General features: G+C 70.9%; 14 protein-coding genes and 1 riboswitch. Of the genes, 8 read left to right on the top strand and 6 right to left on the bottom strand.

The annotated features are described in order from the left end of the window. Positions 1–121 precede the first annotated feature (121 nt). Complete coding sequence (gene glmS / locus ERL55_RS13190) at positions 122–1951, top strand: glutamine--fructose-6-phosphate transaminase (isomerizing) (protein WP_129136825.1); 1830 nt, start codon at positions 122–124, stop codon at positions 1949–1951. An 18-nt stretch (positions 1952–1969) separates the two neighbouring features. On the opposite strand, the gene ERL55_RS13185 is transcribed toward glmS, so the two are convergent. Next, positions 1970–4282, bottom strand: a complete 2313-nt coding sequence (locus tag ERL55_RS13185) for a PAS domain-containing protein (RefSeq protein WP_129136824.1) — start codon at positions 4280–4282, stop codon at positions 1970–1972. Positions 4283–4443: 161 nt separating this feature from the next. On the opposite strand from ERL55_RS13185, the gene ERL55_RS13180 reads away from it, so the two are divergent. Further along, positions 4444–7152: a bifunctional acetate--CoA ligase family protein/GNAT family N-acetyltransferase gene (locus ERL55_RS13180; protein ID WP_129136823.1), complete on the top strand. Its 2709-nt coding sequence runs from the start codon at positions 4444–4446 to the stop codon at positions 7150–7152. Between the two features lie 61 nt (positions 7153–7213). Here the strand turns inward: ERL55_RS13180 and ERL55_RS14980 are convergent, their stop codons facing one another. Further along, a complete protein-coding gene (locus ERL55_RS14980; protein ID WP_164972206.1) occupies positions 7214–7369 on the bottom strand; it encodes a hypothetical protein in 156 nt (51 codons plus the stop codon). A gap of 313 nt (positions 7370–7682) precedes the next feature. On the opposite strand from ERL55_RS14980, the gene dinB reads away from it, so the two are divergent. Continuing rightward, positions 7683–8750, top strand: coding sequence for a DNA polymerase IV (dinB, locus tag ERL55_RS13175; protein ID WP_129136822.1), 1068 nt, complete (start codon positions 7683–7685; stop codon positions 8748–8750). 3 nt (positions 8751–8753) lie between these two features. Here dinB and ERL55_RS13170 read toward each other — a convergent pair whose 3' ends face one another. Beyond that, entirely contained in the window at positions 8754–9059 is a 306-nt protein-coding gene (locus ERL55_RS13170; RefSeq protein WP_129136821.1) for a DUF2218 domain-containing protein, read from the bottom strand. A 177-nt stretch (positions 9060–9236) separates the two neighbouring features. Between ERL55_RS13170 and ERL55_RS13165 the strand changes: the two genes are divergently transcribed. Both ERL55_RS13165 and ERL55_RS13160 read left to right on the top strand, forming a co-directional pair. Further along, positions 9237–9695 (top strand): hypothetical protein, encoded by a 459-nt coding sequence (locus tag ERL55_RS13165; RefSeq protein ID WP_129136820.1) that lies wholly within the window; start codon positions 9237–9239, stop codon positions 9693–9695. 64 nt (positions 9696–9759) lie between these two features. Beyond that, a complete protein-coding gene (locus ERL55_RS13160) occupies positions 9760–10413 on the top strand; it encodes a phosphoglycolate phosphatase (protein WP_129136819.1) in 654 nt (217 codons plus the stop codon). Positions 10414–10626: 213 nt separating this feature from the next. On the opposite strand, the gene ERL55_RS13155 is transcribed toward ERL55_RS13160, so the two are convergent. Both ERL55_RS13155 and ERL55_RS13150 read right to left on the bottom strand, forming a co-directional pair. Continuing rightward, the gene (locus ERL55_RS13155) at positions 10627–12492 is read right to left on the bottom strand and encodes a TonB-dependent receptor (protein ID WP_129136818.1); all 1866 of its coding nucleotides are present in this window, start codon (positions 12490–12492) and stop codon (positions 10627–10629) included. A gap of 167 nt (positions 12493–12659) precedes the next feature. Further along, a riboswitch (cobalamin riboswitch) is annotated at positions 12660–12911 on the bottom strand. Positions 12912–13131: 220 nt separating this feature from the next. Beyond that, positions 13132–14127, bottom strand: coding sequence for a mitochondrial fission ELM1 family protein (locus ERL55_RS13150; protein ID WP_129136817.1), 996 nt, complete (start codon positions 14125–14127; stop codon positions 13132–13134). A gap of 99 nt (positions 14128–14226) precedes the next feature. Here ERL55_RS13150 and ERL55_RS13145 point away from each other — a divergent pair, with 99 nt between their 5' ends. The 3 genes from ERL55_RS13145 (at position 14227) to ERL55_RS13135 (ending at position 16298) form a co-directional block, all read left to right on the top strand. Beyond that, positions 14227–14811 carry a malonic semialdehyde reductase gene (locus ERL55_RS13145; protein WP_129136816.1) on the top strand — a complete coding sequence of 195 codons (585 nt, stop codon included), beginning with the start codon at positions 14227–14229 and terminating at the stop codon, positions 14809–14811. Between the two features lie 75 nt (positions 14812–14886). After that, positions 14887–15486, top strand: coding sequence for a YceI family protein (locus ERL55_RS13140; RefSeq protein WP_129136815.1), 600 nt, complete (start codon positions 14887–14889; stop codon positions 15484–15486). A gap of 80 nt (positions 15487–15566) precedes the next feature. Beyond that, positions 15567–16298: a pirin family protein gene (locus ERL55_RS13135; RefSeq protein WP_129136814.1), complete on the top strand. Its 732-nt coding sequence runs from the start codon at positions 15567–15569 to the stop codon at positions 16296–16298. Positions 16299–16580: 282 nt separating this feature from the next. On the opposite strand, the gene ERL55_RS13130 is transcribed toward ERL55_RS13135, so the two are convergent. Continuing rightward, entirely contained in the window at positions 16581–17957 is a 1377-nt protein-coding gene (locus tag ERL55_RS13130) for a leucyl aminopeptidase family protein (protein ID WP_129136813.1), read from the bottom strand. Positions 17958–17960: the final 3 nt, after the last annotated feature.

Raw genomic sequence — 17960 nt, 5'->3', positions numbered from 1 at the left:
CTTCCCCGGCCGTGGCGTGCGCCCGATTCTAGGCATGGCCGGCCCGGATTGGACAGCGGCGGTGCAGCCGGCGCGCGACGGCGCTGTCCTACAATGTGCGGCCCCTGTCCGGAGTCAGTCCATGTGTGGAATCGTCGGTGCCATCGCGGGTCGTGATGTCGTGCCGGTCCTCGTCGAGGGGCTGAAGCGGCTGGAATACCGCGGCTACGATTCCGCCGGCATCGCGGTGCTGGCCGAGGGGCGGATGCGCCGGGTGCGCCGCACCGGGCGGGTTTCCGAAATGGCCGGTGCCGCCGAATCCGAGGGCTTCGAGGCCTCGCTCGGCATCGGTCATACCCGCTGGGCCACCCATGGCGGGGTGACCGAATCCAACGCGCATCCCCATGTCAGCCATGGCGTGGCGCTGGTGCACAACGGCATCATCGAAAACCACGAACAGCAGCGCGAGCGGCTCGTGGAGCTCGGCTACAGCTTCGAATCGCAGACCGATACCGAGGTCATCGCCCACCTGATCCACCATCACCTCGACCGGGGCCTGGAACTGCTGGCCGCCGTGCAGGCCGCCACCCGCGAGCTCGATGGCGCCTATGCGCTGGCGGTGATCAGCCGCGACGCGCCCGACACCATGATCTGCGCACGCATGGGCTGCCCGCTGCTGGTGGGCCTGGGCGAGGGCGAGAATTTCATCGCCTCCGACGTGTCGGCGATCATCCAGGCCACGCGCCGGGTGCTGTTCCTGGAGGAAGGCGATACCGCGCGCGTCACCCGCAACGCTGTCGAGGTCTTCGATGGCGATGGCGCACCGGTGCAGCGCAACGAGCACCTGTCCGACGTGTCGCTGGCCTCGCTCGAGCTCGGGCCGTACCGCCACTTCATGCAGAAGGAGATCCACGAGCAGCCGCGAGCGGTGGCCGACACCATGGAGGCGATCATCGACGCCGCGGCGTTCGAGCCGACGCTGTTCGGTGCCGATGCCGCCGACGTGTTCGCCGGCGTGGAAGGCGTGCAGATCCTCGCCTGCGGCACCAGCTACTACGCGGGTTCAGTTGCGCGTTACTGGATCGAGGCGATCGCGGGCCTGCCGTGCTCGGTCGAGATCGCCAGCGAATACCGCTACCGCAAGGCGGTGGCGAACCCGAAGCACCTGATCGTCACCATCTCGCAGTCGGGCGAAACGCTCGACACGATGGAGGCGTTGAAGTACGCGAAGTCGCTGGGCCATGAGCGCACGCTGTCGATCTGCAACGTGCCCGAAAGCGCGATCCCGCGCGCCAGCCGGCTGGTGTTCTATACCCGCGCCGGCGCCGAGATCGGCGTGGCCTCGACCAAGGCCTTCACCACCCAGCTGGTCGGCCTGTTCGCCCTGGCGGCGACACTTGCAAAGCTCAACGGCAATCTGTCGGCGGAAGACGAAGCGGGTCACATCGAATCGCTGCGCCACCTGCCGGGTAGCGTGCAGCACGCGCTGAACCTGGAGCCGCAGATCGCCGGCTGGGCGGAACGCTTCGCCTCCAAGGCGAACGCGCTGTTCCTCGGTCGCGGCGTGCACTACCCGATCGCCCTCGAGGGTGCGCTCAAGCTCAAGGAAATCTCCTACATCCACGCCGAGGCCTATCCGGCCGGCGAGCTCAAGCACGGCCCGCTGGCGCTGGTGGATGCGGAGATGCCGGTGGTGGTGATCGCGCCGAAGGACGGGCTGCTGGAGAAGGTGAAGTCGAACATGCAGGAAGTGCGCGCGCGCGGCGGCGAGCTGTTCGTGTTCACCGATGCCGACAGCAATTTCGGGCCGAGCGAGGGCGTGCACGTGATCCGCACCCCGCGCCACGTCGGCGTGCTGAGCCCGATCGTGCACACCATCCCGGTGCAGCTGCTGGCGTATCACACCGCGCTGGCGCGCGGCACCGACGTCGACAAGCCACGCAACCTCGCCAAAAGCGTCACCGTCGAGTAGGCGCCGGGTGCCACGGGCCTAAGGGCCGGGGGCGGGCGCTGCCACGCTGTCATGGCGCGTGCCTGGCGAAGGTGCGGCCCGGGCAGCGCCTTCGATCGATGCGAGCAGGTCCACCAGCATCGGCATCGCCACCGGCTTGACCAGGTGATGGTCGAAGCCGGAGGCGAACGCACGCTCGCGGTCCTGGGCCTGGCCCCAGCCGGTCAGCGCGACCAGGGGCGTGCGGACCCCGCGCCTGCGCAGGGCGCGCGCGACCTCGTAGCCGCTGAGGTGCGGCATGCCGATATCGAGGATCGCGACATGCGGATCGACCGTGTCGAACCGGGCCAGGGCGTCGCCGCCGTTGTCGAACAGATGCACCTCGGCGCCCGACAGCCGCAGCGCCTCGGCGAGGCTGCCGCCGACGTCGGCGTCGTCGTCGGCGAGCAGGACGCGCAACCCGAGCCGGGTGGTATCGGGGTCGTCGCACGGAAATGACGGGCTCGCGTCGGTGCCCTGCAGCGGCAGGACCAGGCTGAAGGTGCTGCCGGTGCCGGGCCCGCCGCTGACCGCGTCCAGCGAACCGCCATGCAGCACCGCCAGCCGCCGCGCCAGCGCCAGGCCGATACCGAGCCCGCCCTGGTGCGACGCCCGCGTGTGTTCGCCGCGGCTGAACATCTCGAACAGTCGCGGAATCTCCGCCTGCTCCATGCCCACGCCGGAATCGATCACCGACAGCGTCAGCTCGTCGCCGGCCACGCGCGCGCGCAGCACGATCCTGCCGCCCGGGGCTGAATACCTGGCCGCGTTGTTGAGCAGGTTGCCGAGGATCTGCGCCAGCCGCACGCGGTCGCCATGCACGACCACCGGCGTTGCAGGCAGGTCGAGCACAAGACTGTGCTGGCCGGCATCGATCACCGGTCGCGACGCCTCGACCGCGCTGTCGACGACCTCGGCAAGCAGCACAGGCTCCACCTGCAGCGACAGCGTGCCGCGGGTGATGCGCGAGACCTCCATCAGGTCGTCGACCAGCCGCACCAGGTGGTCGACCTGGCGTTCCATCATCGAATGGATGCGTGCCTGCTGGCCGCCCGGCTCGGTGCTCGCGCGCAGGATTTCCAGCCCGTAGCGCATCGGCGCCAGCGGGTTGCGCAGCTCGTGCGACAGCGTGGCCAGGAAGTGGTCCTTGGCGCGGTCGGCCTCGGCGAGGCGCTGCGCGTGCTCGTGGATGATCTGCTCGGCCGCCTGGCGTTCGGTGATGTCGCGGGTGGTACCGGCAACCGCCACCACCGCGCCCGACGCATCGAACACCGGTGCGAAGATGTAGTCGTAGATGCGCCGTCCGTTGGTGCCGGTGAACGGGATCTCGCCGCGGATCGGCGCCCGCGTCGCGATCACCTCGGCGAGCTCGCGGTCGTGCATGTCCGCGTGCCACTGCTCGTAGCCCAGGTCCAGCCAGGTCCTGCCGCGCACGTCGTCCACGCCCCATACCCGCAGCAGCGCCTGGTTGGCGTAGATGGCGCGGTGATCGGTGCCGAACACGTAGACGAAGTCCGGGGTGTTGTCGAGCGCGGTCTCGTAGACGCGGCGCTGGTGTTCGGATTCCGCGGCCAGCCGCTCGCGGTCCTGTTCGGCAAGCACGCGCGCGGTGACGTCGCGGAAATACACCGAGATGCCTTCCGGTGCGGGATAGACGGTGACCTCGTACCAGCCTTCCAGCCCGGGATAGAAACCCGTGAACGTGGTGGCGACGCGCTCATGCATGGTGCGGCGGTAGTGCTCGCTGAAGGCGGAGTTCCGGGAGCCGGGAAAGCGCTCCCAGATCACCGCGCCGACCAGCGAGCCGGGCTCCGCGCGCAGGATGCGGTGGGCTTCCGGATTGACGTAGCTGAAACGCCATTGGCGATCGAGGGTGAACACCCCTTCGGTCATCGCATCGAGGATGGCCATCGAGCCGTGCCGGCGCCCGGTCGCCGCATCCTCGGACTGGTGGAGGATGTATTCCACGGCGCCGTCGTCGTCGAGCACCGGGGTGTTGACCACCAGCCAGTAGCGCTCCTCGAAGCGGCCGGAGGCGCGATCGGCGATGTCGAAGCGCTGCTCGTGCTGCTCCGGCGCCCGGCTGCGGACCACCCGTTCGAACGAGGCCTGCAGGGCTTCGATGCTTCCGCGCGACTGTTCCGACTCGGGGAACAGCTCGAACAACGGGCGTCCCACCACGTTGTCGGGATCCGACGACATCGCCTGCAGCGAGCGGCTCATCGCCACCACCGGGAAGCCGGGCGCCACGCGCAGCACCGCGACGTGGCCGGGCAGGGTCTCGAAGACGCGTAGAAGGTCGTGCGGAGCCATGGACGTGTGGGATCCCCGGAAACGGATCAGCGTACGCGAGCACGCGTGCGCGGGCTGCTCACCCCCTTCGACGCGCCTGCGGCGTGGCGCATCGTCAGCGGCGTGGCCGGGCGTGCGGGGGCGGCAGTGTATCGTCGACCCGGGCAATCCTGAGGACGCACATGAGCACCTACGGACTCGGTTCCGTCTTCCATCCGCGGTCGGTCGCCGTCGTCGGCGCGAGCCCCCGCGAGCGCTCGGTCGGCCGCATCGTGCTGCGCAACCTGCGCGATGGGGGCTTCGCCGGACCACTCGGCGTGGTCAACCCGCGCCATCGGGACATCGACGGCATCGCCACCGCGGCAAGCATCGCGGCACTGGGCTGGGTGCCGGAACTGGTCGTGGTGACCACGCCTCCGGCAATGGTGCCGCGGGTGGCGGCCGAGGCCGCGGCCGCCGGGGTCAGGGCCGCGATCGTGATCACCGCCGGGCTCGGGCAGGGGCCGGGCTCGTTCGCCGAAGAGCTCGCCAGCGCCGCGCGGCCCTCCGGCCTGCGCGTGATCGGCCCCAACTGCCTCGGGGTGATGTCGCCGCACGCGGGGCTCAACGCAAGCTTTGCCGCGAACCCGGCCGCGCCGGGCGACCTCGCCCTGGTGTCGCAGTCGGGCGCGATCGCGGTCGGCATGGTCGAGTGGGGGCTGGCGCGCTCGGTCGGGTTCTCCGCGGTGGTGTCGATGGGCGATGCGCTCGACGTCGACTTCGGCGACCTGCTCGACCATTTCGCGCTGGACCCGCGCACCCGCGCGATCCTGCTGTACGTGGAATCGATCCGTAACGCGCGCAAGTTCATGTCCGCCGCGCGTGCCGCGGCGCGTGCCAAGCCGGTGGTGGTGGTGAAGTCGGGCCGCCACGCGGCCGGTGCGCGTGCCGCCGCCACCCATACCGGCGCGCTGGCCGGCTCCGATGCGGTCTACGACGCCGCCTTCCGGCGCGCGGGGCTCCTGCGCGTGCACTCGCTCGACGAACTGTTTGCTGCCGCGGAAACCCTGCGCCACGTGCGCGGAACGCCCGGGCGGCGCCTCGGCGTGCTCACCAACGGCGGCGGCGTCGGCGTGCTCGCGGTCGACACGCTGTCGGACCTGGGTGGCACCGTCGCCACGCTGTCCGAAGACACCATCACCCGCCTGGACGGCGTGCTGCCGGGCACCTGGTCGCGCGCCAATCCCGTCGACATCGTCGGCGATGCCGACGGCGCGCGTTACACCGCCGCGCTGGAAGCCATGCTCGCCGACCCCGCCACCGACGCGGTGCTGACGATGAACGTGCCCACCGCGCTGTCGTCGGCGTCCGAGGCCGCGCATGCGGTGGTCGACGTGCTCGGTCGTCGCCGCGGGCGCGCCGGCGACAAGCCGGTGTTCGCGGTCTGGCTGGGCAAGCAGCAGGATGCGATCGACACGCTGGATGCGGCCAACATCCCGACCTATGCCACCGAGGCCGACGCGGTGCGCGGTTTCATGTACCTGGTGCGCCACCAGGAAGCGCAGGACGCGCTGAAGGAAACGCCGCCGAGCCTGCCGGAGGATTTCGCACCCGATGCCGGCGCGGCGCAGGCGGTCATCGCCGAGGCGGTGGTGGCCGGCAGCGAGTGGCTGGATCCGCTGCAGGTCGGCCGGTTGTTCGCCGCCTACGGCATCCCGATCACGCCGGTGGTGCGCGCCGCCGATCCCGATGCCGCGGCAACCGCCGCCGAAGACCTGCTGGCCCAGGGCCAGGCAGTCGTGGTGAAGATCCTCTCGCCCGATATCCAGCACAAGTCGGACGTCGACGGCGTGCGCCTGGGGCTGGTCAGCGCCGATGCGGTGCGCGAGGCCGCGGCCGGGATCCTGCAGCGCGCCCGCGAGCGGCAGCCGCAGGCGCGCATCGACGGTGTCACCGTGCAGCCGATGGTGGTGCGGCAGAAGGCCCGCGAGCTGATCTGCGGCATCGCCGACGATGCGACCTTCGGACCGGTCATCGTGTTCGGCCGCGGCGGCACCGCGGTGGAGGTGATCGACGACAAGGCGCTGGCGCTGCCGCCGCTCGACCTGCGGCTGGCCCACGAGCTGATCGGGCGCACCCGGGTGTCACGCATCCTCAGGGCCTATCGCGACGTGCCGGCGGCCGATACCGATGCCGTCGCGCTGGTGCTGGTGAAGCTGGCGCAGCTCGCCGCGGACCTGCCGCAGGTGCGCGAGCTCGACATCAACCCGCTGCTGGCCGATCGCGACGGCGTGGTCGCCGTCGATGCGCGGGTGCGCATCGCGCCCACCGTGCCGCTGCACAAGGGCCCCGGCCATCCGCGGTTTGCGGTACGGCCGTATCCGAAGGAATGGGAGCGCACCGTCGAGCTTGCCGACGGCCGCGAGGTGTTCGTGCGCCCGGTGCGGCCCGAGGACGAGGCGATGTTCCGCGCGTTCTTCGCCCACGTCACCACCGAGGACCTCCGGCTGCGCTTCTTCAGCGCGGTGCGTCATTTCAGCCACGAGTTCATCGCCCGGCTGACCCAGCTCGACTACGCGCGTGCGATCGCGCTGGCGATGATCGATCCCGCCACCGGCGAGATGCTCGGCGCGGTACGCCTGCTGGCGGATGCCGACTTCGACCGCGGCGAGTACGGCATCCTGGTGCGTTCCGACCTCAAGGGCCACGGGATCGGCTGGCGCCTGATGCGGCTGATGATCGAGTACGCGCACTGGCTGGGGCTGCGCGTGGTCGAGGGCCAGGTGCTGCGCGAGAATCGCACCATGATCGCGATGTGCCGGCAGCTGGGGTTCGAGGTGGTGCCCGATCCCGACGATGCCACCCTGGTGCGTGTGGTGCTTCCGATCGGCCCGTTGCCGCCGGAACGCTGATCCCTTCCCCCGCGGCGGTGGCGACCGGTCCCGGCCACCACCGCCGCGTTCCTGCTGATCGTTATTCCGGAACCCTGGCCGGCACGAACGGCGATACCGGGTCGCTGGCCGGGAAGGTCTCCTCCAGCGCCTCGTCCTGGTTCTCGTCGACCTGGTCCTTGCGGTCCTGTTCGTCGGCGTCGGCGTCGGGCTGCGGCTGGGGCGTGTGCTGGGTCATGGTCCTGATCTCCGGCGGCGCGTGATGCCGCCGCATTGCGTGGGTGGGCGAGCGGCCGATGCCACCACGCCATCGGGCGGTGCGCGAAGCGGATCCACCCGGTACCGGTGGATCCTCGCCCCCCGCACGTCAGCGGCAGGTCAAGGACGCCCGTTGCGCTGCTGCGCCGGGGGAACCGCGGCCAGGCCCGCCCGCGGGCGAACGACATCACCGGCGTGCCCGTGAAAGCGTTCACGCGCGATGCTCCCGGCGCCGGCGCCGGGCAAACGCCGCCGACAGCAAATGGCCAGTCGGCGCGGCGGATAATGGCCGGGTGCGCAAGATCCTCCACATCGACATGGATGCCTTCTACGCCTCGGTCGAGCAGCGCGACGACCCCACGCTGCGCGGCCGCCCGGTGGTGGTGGCCTGGCGCGGGATGCGCTCGGTGGTCTGCGCCGCGTCCTACGAGGCGCGCCGCTATGGCGTGCGCTCGGCGATGCCGGCGCTGCGCGCCGAGCGCCTGTGCCCGGATGCGGTGTTCGTGCCGCCCGACTTCGCCCGCTACAAGGCGGTGTCGAAGCAGGTGCGGGCGATCTTCCACCAGCACACCGACCTCGTCGAACCGCTGTCGCTCGACGAGGCCTATCTCGACGTCACCGAGCCGAAGATCGCCGCGCCCAGTGCCACCGCCACCGCGGAGCGCATCCGCGCGCAGATCCGCGAGGAAACCGCGCTGACCGCATCGGCGGGAGTGGCGCCCAACAAGTTCATCGCCAAGATCGCATCCGACTGGAACAAGCCCGACGGCCTGTTCGTGGTGCGGCCGTCGCAGGTCACCGCCTTCCTCACCGACCTGCCGGTGGGGCGTATCCCCGGCGTCGGCAAGGTCATGCAGGGCAGGCTTGCCGAGCTCGGCGTGGCCACCGTCGGCGACCTGCGCGCGCTGCCGCTGGAGCAGCTGGTCGGACGCTTCGGCGCCTGGGGCCGGCGCCTGCACGAGCGCGCACGCGGCATCGACGAGCGCCCCGTGGAGCCCGACCAGCCGGTGCAGTCGATCTCCTCGGAGGACACCTTCGCCGAGGACCTGCCGCTGGACGCACTGGAGTCGCAGATCCAGCGGTTGGCGGAGAAGACCTGGGCCGCCACCACGCGCACGGAGCGGGTCGGTCGCACCGTGGTGCTCAAACTCAAGACCGCCGATTTCCGCATCCTCACCCGTAGCCTGACGCCGGACATGCCGCCGCGTTCGGCGCAGGAACTCGCCACGATCGCCAGCGCGCTGCGCCACCGCGTCGAGCTTCCGGCCACGACGCGCTACCGGCTGGTGGGCGTGGGCCTGTCGGGCTTTCGCGAACGCGAGGAACTGCCCGGCCAGCGCGAGCTGTTCAGCGTCGCCTGACGGTCACGCGCCGCCGTCGGGCGACCAGTCGAAGGCCAGCGTCTCGTCGCGTTCGAAACGCCGCAGGTGGTTCTCGATGACACGCTGCAGGCGCGCGCGCTCGTCGGCGTCGGGATGCTGCAGGCGGATGCGCAGGCGCTCGCCGTCGACGTCGAAATCCGCGCCGCCATCGGCGGTGAACGGCACATGGGCGTGGCCGTCATGGTCGCGGCGGATCTCGAACTTGTGGCGCCAGTGGTTGCACAGCGTACGCAGCAGGCGTGCGGCATCCGGCGATGCGATGACGGCGGTGGAGGTGGTCTGGGACATGCGTCGTCTCCGGGGACTGCAGGGCCCGCACCATAACGCGCGGTCACCCGGCGTGGACGGGCCGGCGCGCGAAGCTGTGTTCCGCTGCACTGGCAGCGTCGCCGCGCGACTGCCAAGGTTTTCGCGAGCTGTTGCGCTAGCGTCGGTGCTGCCCGGAACACACACAGGAGGCGATGCATGCACACCCTGACCCAAGGCGCGGCGGCCGAGCTCTACCAGGCACTGGTGCGCGACGGCGCACGGCGCGGCGGTTGCCCGCTCGACGAGGCAAGCGAGAGTTACCTGGTCTTCGTGCTGTTGCGGCACCAGCGCGACGGCATGCTGCTGGCGCGCACGCAGGCACTGGAATGGCTGCACGCGCAGGAATGCTTCGGGCGGGCGCGTGCCGATGCGCTGCGCGATGTCGGCGATCGTTGCCTGCTGATCGCCGGGCTGTATCCGGCACTGGCGGAGCGCCGGCGGGTCAGCCTGGACTACTTCGTCGACCTGGGCCGCGGCGCCTACCGCGACGTGGCCGCTGCAAGCCGGGATGCCTATGGCGAGCTGTTCGCGCAACTGGCCGCCGGCTATCGCGAGCTGGTGCGCGTGCTGCATGCAATCCGCGGCGACGTCGACGCGGTGCGTCCCGCGCACTGACGTCGCCGGCGCGACGCCCTCGCGCGCGGGTGCGAGAATGGCCCGCCGGCACCGGCAGAGCGCCATGACGTTTCCGTTCCCCGCCGTCCTGTTCGACCTCGACGGCACGCTGGTCGACAGCGCTTCCGACATCGCTGAGGCGGTCAACCGCATGCTGGCCGAACTCGGCCTGCCACGCGTGCCCGAAGCGCGCATCCGCGGCTGGATCGGCGAAGGCGCGCCGCAGCTGATCACCAGTGCGCTGCGCGATGCAGGCAGTCCGTTGTCGGCGGATGAGGTGTATCCGCGCTTCATGGTCCATTACGAGGCCTGCCTGCTGCTGGCGCCGCGGCTGTACGACGGTGTCGCCGACACCCTGCAGGCGCTGCGCGAACGCGGCGTGCGCATGGCCGTGTGCACCAACAAGCCCTCGCGCTTCGTGCCGCCGCTGCTGGCGGCGATGGGTATCGACGGCTTTTTCGATGAGGTGGTGGGCGGCGACAGCCTCGCCTGGCGCAAGCCCGACCCGCGTCCCCTGCTGCACCTGGCCACGCAGCTGGGCGTGCCGCCGCAGCAGTGCCTGATGGTCGGCGATTCGGAAACCGACTTCACCGCGGCGCATGCGGCGGCGATGCCGGTGGTGCTGGTGAGCTACGGCTACCCGCGCAGCTTCGACCTGCACGGCGCCGGCGCCCTGGCGGTGCTCGACCGCTTCGAGGAACTGCTGAGCCTGGCATAGGCACCCAGGCGCGGCGCCGCGGCGGTCGCCCGGCGGCGGATACTCTGTCGCGCCTGAACGCGCTCCCACAGGCAAGGGCCGGTCGGGCCCTGGCCGCGATGCCTGCGCACGGATGGCATTCGCGCCTGAAGGCGCTCCCACAGGCGGTGTGGGAGCGGCTTTGGCCGCGACTGTTCCCCGGGCCGCAAGGGCACGCGGAACTGCGTCGCGCGGTCAGCGTACCGGCGCGTAACGCAGCGTCACCATGAACCCGCGGCCGGGCTGGTTGTACCAGCGCACCGTCTCGTAGTCGCGGTCGAACACGTTGCTCACCCGCGCCTGCAGGGCCCACGCGGGCGCGAAGGCGTACTCTACGCGCAGGTCGGTGGTGGCGAAGCCGCCGACGCGGTCGAGATTGGCGGCATCGTCGTAACGGTGGCCGGCGGCGTTGACCGTTGCGCCCACGCGCAGCGCGCCGAACGCGCGGTCGATGTCGACGCGGCCGGTGTTGCGCGCACGCCGCGCGAGCAGGTTGTCGTGGCCCGGCCCGTCGCTGCGGTTGCGCGGATCGACGTGGCTGAGCTGCGCGCCAAGGCGCCACTCGCCCAGTGCCAGCCCACCGGCCAGTTCGGCACCGCGCAGGCGCGCCTTCGCCACGTTGCCGGGCAGGCCGAGTGCGGCGTCGTAGCTGATGAGATCGTCGACGCGGTTCTCGTACACGTCCAGCGCCCAGTGCCAGGCGTTGCGGGCCTGGCTGACTCCGAGGTTCAGGTTCTTCGATTCCTCGGGCTGCAGGCCGGCGTTGCCGAAGCCGGGGTAGTACAGGTCGTTGAAGCTCGGAGCGCGGAAACCCGTTGAGAAGCTGGCATTGAGGCGCAGGTCATGCGCGAGCGACAGGCCCCAGCCGAGGCTGCCGGTGGCGTGGCCGCCGAACTGTTCGTTGTCGTCGTGCCGCGCGCTGGCCTCGATGTGGTGTGCGCCGAAGCGGCCCGTCCAGACCGCGAACACGCCGAGATTGTCCCGCGATGCCACGTCGTACCCGGAGGTGCCGTCGATCCGGTCGCGCAGCCAGTCGATGCCGACCGCCGCGGTCTGCGTGGTGCCCAGCGGCAGGTTCGCCTGGACGGTGGCCTGGTCGCGACGGGTGCGCAATTCGGCGACGTGGATGCCGTCGGCGTAGTCGTCGGTCCGGTCGGTGCTGCGGCCCACGCTCGAGCGGAGGCCGAAGCCGCTGGCCGGCGCATAGTCCAGGGTGGCGCCGGCCACCTGCTGGACGACCTCCGAGTAGTTCGCCCAGCTGCCGTCGTATTCGTTCTCTCCTTCGGCGCGCAGCAGATGCGCATCGAGGGTCCAGTGTTCGGCCAGCGCCACTCCGCCAAGCACGCTGGTCGACAGGTTGCGGTAGCCGTCGTCGTCGGGTTCGTCGGTGAAGCAGCCGGCGCCGAAGTCGTACGGATCAGCCGGATCCGGCCCGCGCCCGCGGCACGAGTTGATGCCATCGGTGCGGGTGTAGGCGACGTCCGCACCGAACCACGCACGTTCGCTGCCGCCACCGATGCCGGCACCGGCCCGGCGCAGGTTGTCGCTGCCCGCACCGAGGTGCAGACGCGGCCGCAATGCACCGCGGTCGCGGCGGGTGAAGATCTGGATGACGCCGCCGATCGCATCGGCGCCGTACAGGCTGGAATGCGGTCCGCGTACGATCTCGATGCGTTCGATCTGTTCGACGGGAATGTCCTGCAGCGCAGGCAGGCCGGCGGTGGCGGATCCGATGCGGATGCCATCCACCAGCACCAGGATCTGGTTGGAGCCCGCGCCGCGCATGAACAGCGAGGTCTGCTTGCCCGGCCCGCCGTTGTTCACCAGGTTGATGCCGGCACGCCCTTGGAGCAGCTCCGGCAGGTCCAGCGGCTGGGTGCGTTCGATCTCGGCGCGATCGATCACCTCGGTGGGCGAGATGCTGTCGGCGAGCGTGACGGGCAGCCGGGTGCCGGTGACGACGATCTCATCCAGGTCTGCCGCGGCAGTCACGGCGTGGCCGGTCATCGGAACGAATGGGACGCTGGCGGCGATCGCCAGGAACAACGGTCGGACGTGCATGGAAACTCCTCGCGCGCACCCTCGCACGCGTGTCGTGTGGAGGCAGGCGCTGGATGCGACTGCCCGCGATCGACCCGCACGGGTGCACGCAACAGACAGGCGCGAGGCACGGATGCACGCGCACGCGCATCGCGCAGCCTCGATGCCCACCGCATCGGCAACCGCTCGGGCCGGGGCCCGCTCCAGGCCGGTCTCCGGGCTCGCGAGTGGACCGGTCGTGGACCGGCCCCGGCGCCGCGCCTTCCCATGGGCCGCTTGCGCGGGACCACAGTGGCGGAGGCGGCGCCTCGACTCGCTTACCGTTGCGGGGGCAGCGCCGGAATGGCGGCGGAGATCTCCGCGCGCGTCACCGGCTTCCCGTTGGACACTGGCGTGTCCAACCCGGCCAAAGCCGGGTCACCTGAAGCGCGGCGATTGTACGTCAAAGGCCGCAGCACCCGCGGCAGCGGCCCGGCGAACTCCCATGGGAACCCATGGAGTACTCCTGGGATGGACATGTGGGAGCGGCTTCGGCCACGAAATGCCTGCGGTGACGGCGGGCTTGCGGGTAGCGCGATCGCCCAAACGCCGCTCCCCGCACGACTGCTGCCAGGCATCCGCTTGCGCAGGATCCGTTCCGTGCAGGATCCTGCAGTCAGCTCAGCCGGGGTCGATCCCCAGGCGTGCCCGCACCACCACGGCGATGCGCGCGGTCTCGCGCAGAGGCTCGGCGTCGAATGGTTCCAGTGCCGCATCCAGCGCGCGCACGCGCCCGCGCGACAGCAGCGCATCGATGAACTGCCGCGGACGTCCGCGCACGCGCCCGGGTTCGGCGACGAACACCGGCGCCCGCGTCGCACTCGCCTCCGACAGCATGTTGACCGAGTCCGCGCTGCAGACGATGCGATCGGCCCAGGCCAGCAGTCCGGCATAGGGGTTCGCGCCATCGCCGGGGCCGGTCCAGCACACGCCGGGAAGATCGGCCACGCGTGCGCGCAGTGCGCTGACGACGTCGGCCGGCGTGCGCCGTGACACCGTGGCCAGCAGGCTGCCGCCCTCGGCGGCGATGCGCGGCAGCAGCATCGCCGCCAGCCGCTCGAACGCGGCCACGTCGAACCCGACATGCCGGCTCGGCCCGCCCAGCAGCAACGCGGTGCGCGGGCCGGGCAGCGCGCCCAGCGCGGGGTGCGCAACGCGGGCCGCGTCGAGCCAGGCATCGTCGACCGGATGCAGGCTGCCGGTCACGGTCAGTACGTTTTCGCCGCGCAGACCGTCGTGATCGGGTGCGATCACCAGGTCCCAGTGGCACGGGTCGATGCGCGGATCGAGGATCTGCACGGTGCGCGCGCCGGCACGGCCGGCCAGCCGCGTGGCCAGCGCGCCCTGGCGGCCGCAGCCGATCGCCAGCCGCGGCGGCTGCGCCAGCGCCTGTGCCCAGGCATCGCCGAATGCACCCCGTGCACGCGGCAGCATGCGCGGTGCCGCCACGCGCCATGGCGCGCGCGCGGCAAGCGTGAAGCCGCGGGTTGGCCCGCCGAGCGCGGCCGCCAGCGCATCGGCCTGGCGCACGTTGCCGGCGTTGCCGTCGGTGAGGGTCCAGATCGCCGCATCCACGACGTGGTCCTTGAATTGCGCGGGCGTGCGTTCCAGTGGCATGACCTTGCGTTGCGACCCGGGCTCGGCAGCCCTGCGGCCGGGACTCTACACTGCGGGCCTGTTCACACGCGCGGCATCGCCGCAAAGGACCCACGCACGATGAAGGCGCTCGACGCGACTGCCCTGGACCAGCTCTTCCGCACCGCACGCACCTACAACCGCTTCACCGGCGGGATCGACGACGCCACCCTGCAGCGGCTGTACGAACTGGTGAAGTGGGGGCCGACCAGCGCCAACCAGTGTCCGGCGCGTTTCGTGTTCGTACGGTCCGACGAGGCGAAGCAGAAGCTCGCCCCGGCGCTGTCGGAGGGCAATCGGGAGAAGACGCTGTCGGCGCCGGTGGTGGTGATCGTCGGCCATGACCTCGACTTCCACGAGAAGCTGCCGTACCTGTTCCCGCATACCGATGCGAAGAGCTGGTTCGACGGCCCGCAGGAAGCACGCCGCGACCATGCGTTGCGCAACGGCAGCCTGCAGGCGGCCTACCTGATCCTCGCCGCGCGCGCGCTGGGCCTCGACACCGGCCCGATGACCGGCTTCGACGCGGCGATGGTCGACGAGCTGTTCTTCGCCGGCACCAGCATCCGCAGCAACATCCTCGTCAACATCGGCCATGGCGACCCGGCCAGCATCTTCGACCGTTCGCCGCGGCTGTCGTTCGACGAGGCCTGCCGGATCGTGTGATCCGGTGTCCCATGACATGACCGCCGGGTCCACCGACCCGGCTCATGCACTCATCCCGCCACAAGGAGTTCCGCCATGCACATGCATTCCCGCAGGTTCCTGCAACGCAGTGCGCTGGTCGCCGCGCTGGCAGTGGCCGCCGGTGCCGCATTCGCCGCCCCGGTCACCTACACGATGGATCCGTCGCACACCACGGTCGTGGCGAAGTGGAACCACTTCGGCTTCTCCAATCCGGTGATCCTGTTCGGCGATGCCGAGGGCCGCATCGTCCACGACGCCGACGACGTGTCCGCCTCCAGCGTCCAGGTCACCCTGCCGCTGTCCGGGCTGGAATCCAACGTGCCGGCGTTCAACGACCACCTGTTGAGCGACGATTTCTTCGATGCGGAGAAATTCCCGCAGGCCACCTTCCGCAGCACCTCGGTGGAAGCCGCAGGCGAGGGAAAGCTGAAGGTCACCGGCGACCTCACCATCAAGGACATCACTCGCGAGGTGGTGCTCGACACCACCATCAACACCATCGGTGCGCACCCGATGAGCAGGAAGCCGACCGCGGGCTTCGATGCGAAGGCCACGATCAAGCGCAGCGACTTCGGCCTGGGCATGCACGTGCCGCACGTGGCCGACGAGATCGAACTGCACATCACCACCGAGGCCAGCGTCGCCGCGGAGTGAGCGCGCTGCAACGGCAGGATGCGCAGCGGTAAGATCGCGACGCCCCCGGACCCGGGGGCGTCTTCGTCTGCGGAGGTTCCATGCCCGTGTTGTTTCCCGCGCACACCCGCGGCCGCCTGGCGCAGGCCGGCATCGACAGCGTGCACAGCTTCTCGTCGGGCAGCTTTGTCGATCGCAGCCGCATGGGCTTCGGTGCGCTGCGCGTACTGGCCGAGGAATGCATCGGCGCGGGCGTGGCGCTGCCGGCGCAACGTAGAGCCAACATGCAGGTGTTGACCTGGGTGCGCTGTGGCGTGCTGGCGTGGTCCGATGGCACCGCATCCGGCGAACTGCATGGCGGCTGCGCGCAGCTGCTCGACGCCGGGCATGGCATCGACCACGTCGAGCACAACCCGTCCGCGGAGCATCCGGTCGACATGGTGCGCCTGTGGCTGCAACCGGCTGTGCTCAACACCACGCCGCGGAAGCTGGAGGCGTGGTTCGACCGCACGGGCCGTGATGGACGCTGGCAGGTACTGGCGGCTGGCGATGCCGATTCCGGCGATGCCGACAACGCCGACCCGGACGCATTGCCGCTGCGTCTGGATGCGCGGATCTCGGTGGCGAGGGTGCCACCGGGCGAGGGGGTGGCGATCGACGTGAAGCCCGGGCGCAAGGTGTGGCTGCAGGTGCTGCACGGGAACGTCGCGATCGGCGAACACGCGCTGGCGGCTGGCGATGCGCTTGCGTGGGATCGTGAGGAGGATCCACAGGCCGAGGTCACCGCAGCGGAACGGCCGGCGGATCTCCTGCGGGTGGAACTGCCGGCCTGAGCGGCAGGGTCACCCACCAGACCGGCGAGCCGCCCTCATCCGGCGCTCCGCGCCACCTTCTCCCGCAGGCGGGAGAAGGGTTGTCAGTCGCGGGGCTCTCGTAAGGGGGCGACCTTGCCTGTCGAGACACCGCCCGCCTCGACTGATTCCTGCTCCCCCGTGCCGGTGTGCGCGGCATGCAAGCCCTACCCTCCGGCGGGGGGGGGCAGGACCAACCCTTCTCCCGCCTGCGGGAGAAGGTGCCCCGCAGGGGCGGATGAGGGCGCTGTTCCGGCGTGCCGTTCAGCGGTAGCGCGCTTCCAGCATCGCCCACGCCGCGCGCAGGCCCTGGGCCTCGCCGCCTGCGGGCTTGCCGGGGCGGTCGCTGTCGTTCCAGGAATACACGTCCAGGTGCGCCCACGGCTGGCCTTCCGGCACGAAGCGCTCGAGATACAGGGCGGCGGTGACCGAACCGGCCATCCGCGAGCCGGCATTGGCCATGTCGGCGATGCGGCTGTGCAGATAGCGCAGGTACGGCCGCCACAGCGGCATCCGCCACACCGGGTCGCGGTGGGCCAGGCCCTGCTCCAGCCACGCACCGGCCACGCCGTCGTCGTTGCTGTAGAGCGCCGGCAGGTCGGGGCCGAGCGCGATGCGCGCGGCGCCGGTGAGCGTCGCGAAGTCGACGATGAGGTCCGGCGACTGCTCGCCGGCCAGCGCCAGCGCATCGCACAGCACCAGGCGGCCTTCGGCGTCGGTGTTGTCGATCTCCACGCTCAGACCCTTGCGTGTGGCGATCACCTCGCCCGGGCGCAGCGCGTTCGGCCCGATGGCGTTCTCGACCGCCGGGACCAGCAGCGTCAGCCGCACCGGCAACGCGCGGGCCATCACCAGTTCGGCCATGGCGATCGCGTGCGCGGCACCGCCCATGTCCTTTTTCATGTTGCGCATGCCATCGGCCGGCTTGATGTCGAGCCCGCCGGTGTCGAAGCACACGCCCTTGCCCACCAGCACCAGCTGCGGATGTGCGGCGTCGCCCCAGGTCAGCTGCAGCAGCCGCGGCGCGCGGTGCGAGGCGCGGCCGACCGCGTGGATCGCGGGGAAGTTCCGCGCCAGCAGCTCGTCGCCGACGATGCTTTCCACGCTTGCGCCGTGCGCGGCGGCGATGTCGCGGGTAATCTGCTCCAGCTGCTCCGGGCCCATGTCCTCGGTCGGCGTGTTGACCAGGTCGCGCACGCGGTTGCAGGCGGTGACGAGGTGCAGGATGTCGGCATGCTCGCCGTCCAGCACCAGCCGCGCCGGCGCGCGGCCGCCCTTGCAGTAGCGGGTGAAGCGGTAGGCCCCCAGCCCCCAGCCGAGCACGCAGGCGCTGCGCGCGTCGTCGGCGACGTCCACCGTCCAGTCGCCCTGCGGCAACGCGGTCGGGGCCTGTGCCCAGGCGTAGGGGTCGCGGGCGTCGTCCACCACCCACAGCGCGCCCGCCAGGCCGTCATCGCCGGGCAGCGCGATCCAGCCCTTGCCGTCGAAGCCGTGGCCGTCCAGCCAGGCCTGCGTGCGCGCATCCTGGCGCGAGCGCCAGCTGTCGACATCGGCGCGCTGCACCACGTGCAACGGGCGCGGCTGCGTGGCGTCGGTGGCGGCGACCAGGCCGGCGGGCAGGGTGGGGGCGGTCGATGTCATGCG

It is taken from the genome of Luteimonas sp. YGD11-2 (assembly GCF_004118975.1).
GTDB lineage: Bacteria > Pseudomonadota > Gammaproteobacteria > Xanthomonadales > Xanthomonadaceae > Luteimonas > Luteimonas muca.
The sequence above is the reverse complement of the archived record's forward strand: the minus strand, read 5'-3'. Positions and strand labels throughout refer to the sequence as shown.

Bases quoted from the DNA above. Each gene is read 5' to 3' on its own strand.
- glmS (WP_129136825.1), top strand. From the start codon at position 122: ATGTGTGGAATCGTCGGTGCCATCGCGGGTCGTGATGTCGTGCCGGTC.
- ERL55_RS13185 (WP_129136824.1), bottom strand. From the start codon at position 4,282: ATGGCTCCGCACGACCTTCTACGCGTCTTCGAGACCCTGCCCGGCCAC.
- ERL55_RS13180 (WP_129136823.1), top strand. From the start codon at position 4,444: ATGAGCACCTACGGACTCGGTTCCGTCTTCCATCCGCGGTCGGTCGCC.
- ERL55_RS14980 (WP_164972206.1), bottom strand. From the start codon at position 7,369: ATGACCCAGCACACGCCCCAGCCGCAGCCCGACGCCGACGCCGACGAA.
- ERL55_RS13170 (WP_129136821.1), bottom strand. From the start codon at position 9,059: ATGTCCCAGACCACCTCCACCGCCGTCATCGCATCGCCGGATGCCGCA.
- ERL55_RS13165 (WP_129136820.1), top strand. From the start codon at position 9,237: ATGCACACCCTGACCCAAGGCGCGGCGGCCGAGCTCTACCAGGCACTG.
- ERL55_RS13160 (WP_129136819.1), top strand. From the start codon at position 9,760: ATGACGTTTCCGTTCCCCGCCGTCCTGTTCGACCTCGACGGCACGCTG.
- ERL55_RS13155 (WP_129136818.1), bottom strand. From the start codon at position 12,492: ATGCACGTCCGACCGTTGTTCCTGGCGATCGCCGCCAGCGTCCCATTC.
- ERL55_RS13150 (WP_129136817.1), bottom strand. From the start codon at position 14,127: ATGCCACTGGAACGCACGCCCGCGCAATTCAAGGACCACGTCGTGGAT.
- ERL55_RS13145 (WP_129136816.1), top strand. From the start codon at position 14,227: ATGAAGGCGCTCGACGCGACTGCCCTGGACCAGCTCTTCCGCACCGCA.
- ERL55_RS13140 (WP_129136815.1), top strand. From the start codon at position 14,887: ATGCACATGCATTCCCGCAGGTTCCTGCAACGCAGTGCGCTGGTCGCC.
- ERL55_RS13135 (WP_129136814.1), top strand. From the start codon at position 15,567: ATGCCCGTGTTGTTTCCCGCGCACACCCGCGGCCGCCTGGCGCAGGCC.
- ERL55_RS13130 (WP_129136813.1), bottom strand. From the start codon at position 17,957: ATGACATCGACCGCCCCCACCCTGCCCGCCGGCCTGGTCGCCGCCACC.